Below are 2008 nucleotides of genomic sequence, written 5' to 3' on the forward strand. Positions count from 1 at the left end.
GATCTCAGAGCTGTTATCAGCTTCAGCTTTGCGGTTAGACGCCTGATCCATTGACATGGTGATAAACCCATCCACAACCCCTTGCGCTTCCGTTTGTAATTTATGAACGGCGGCCAGCTGCTGTGTCAGTTGCTTATCTTTCTGGTAGGACTCACGATACAACGCCACCATGCCCTTCTCGCCGTACAGATCGGCAACCAGATCATCCACCAAACGACCGATCCGTTTAGCTTTTGGATCAATACTGCTCAGTGCCGCCAGTGTTTTAGTTAATTCACCTTCACTGCCCTTCAGCTCTTTATCAAAGCGAGGCATATCCCGGTGCTGACGGAAGTTAATGAGCTGGGTACGATGGGCATTCGCTGTTCGCATGAAGCTACGGATTCGCACCAACCTTTCGCTCTCAGTGTTTTGGCTGATGTATTTTTGGCCCCAGGTATTGAGCGTGTCGGTTTTACGCTGAAAGCTACTCTCTTTCTGACGCACACGCTCAGACAACATCAGCCGTTGCTCATGCAGTGCCATCGCCTGACGCGCGGCTTTAGAGAACTTTGCTTCAGTATCGGATGCGGATTTTAACTGCTGCTGCTGCTCCAACGACAGGTCGTATTGCTCGGCAAGCTCGGTCAAACGCGTCTGAAAGACCTTAACCTGCTCGTTAAACTGCTTTTGCTGCGCAGCACGCAATGCCTTATCTTGGTCATCCGACATCACTGACAACAGGGCAAGATTCGCCTGTTGCAGCGTAATCATCTGCTTCAGGCTGCCCGATACGGTGGGTAATGATTGGTTGGTTACCTGATCCAGACCACGACTGATCGTACCCGCACCCCATAAGCCACCACCACCGACCAACATGATCGAGAGCACCAAAAAGGAAAAACCTAAGGTAATTTTATGGGATACCTTCAACTGCATCGTCCAGATCTCCGTCGTTTTGACATCCAACTGAAACTAAGCAATTTGTCGAATACTGACAACGAAAACCCCTTATTTTAGGGGTCTGGCCTCACGTACATTTCAGGACTGGCCCCATCTCTGATGCGCTAATAACCCAGTAAAGACGTATGACTCTGGCCCTGAGGGGGACCAGATTCTGGACCTAACCAAGCCAGATTTGCCCTCGCTATAGTAATTCCCACGCTAACGGGCGGAATATCCTCTGCAATCAACTCGCCCGACAATAACAACAGCATAAAGATAAGGTGGTAGTTCTATGTCAGATAAACAGGTACAGGGTGAAGTATCCAAGGTTGCGAACGACTCTGTTCAGCCCTTCCCTAAATCCCGCAAGGTATACGTAGAAGGCAGCCGCCCTGACATTCAGGTGCCGATGCGTGAGATCTCTCTGGATGATACGCCAACCGATTTCGGCGGCGAAAAGAACGACCCACTGTACGTCTATGATACCTCCGGCCCTTACACCGATCCGGCGGCCAAAATCGATCTGCACAAAGGTCTTGAACCGCTGCGCGCTAGCTGGATTCAGGAGCGTGAAGATACTGAACAGCTGGATCAGCTGACCTCCGAGTACGGCCGGGTCCGTGCTGCTGACTTGCGTCTGGACGAACTACGCTTCCAGCTGACCCGAAAACCACTGCGCGCTAAGCCGGGTAAAAATGTCACCCAGCTGCACTACGCACGTCAGGGGATCGTGACGCCTGAGATGGAATACATCGCCATCCGTGAAAACATGAAACTGGCGAAATCAAAAGCTGAAGGCAATGTGGTTGCCGAACAGCACCCGGGCCACAGCTTTGGCGCGCAGTTGCCAGAAGAGATCACGCCGGAGTTTGTACGTAAAGAGGTCGCTGAAGGCCGCGCGATTATCCCGCTGAACATCAACCACCCTGAAGTTGAGCCAATGATTATCGGCCGTAACTTTCTGGTGAAGATCAACGGCAACATCGGCAACTCTGCAGTCACCTCCTCTATCGACGAAGAAGTGGACAAAATGACCTGGGGTACCCGCTGGGGTGCGGATACCATCATGGATCTGTCCACCGGC

2 protein-coding genes are annotated in these 2008 nt (G+C 51.8%); one reads left to right on the plus strand and one right to left on the minus strand.

What is annotated here, in order from left to right; genetic code table 11:
• The coding region (locus ABYW01_RS20420; protein ID WP_372836318.1) for an MCP four helix bundle domain-containing protein at positions 1 to 918 on the minus strand (918 nt) is incomplete at its 3' end.
• Between the two features lie 298 nt (positions 919 to 1216).
• Between ABYW01_RS20420 and ABYW01_RS20425 the strand changes: the two genes are divergently transcribed.
• The coding region (locus tag ABYW01_RS20425; protein ID WP_372836320.1) for a phosphomethylpyrimidine synthase ThiC at positions 1217 to 2008 on the plus strand (792 nt) is incomplete at its 3' end.

This window comes from Pontibacterium sp. (assembly GCF_041587635.1).
Taxonomy (GTDB): domain Bacteria; phylum Pseudomonadota; class Gammaproteobacteria; order Pseudomonadales; family Balneatricaceae; genus Pontibacterium.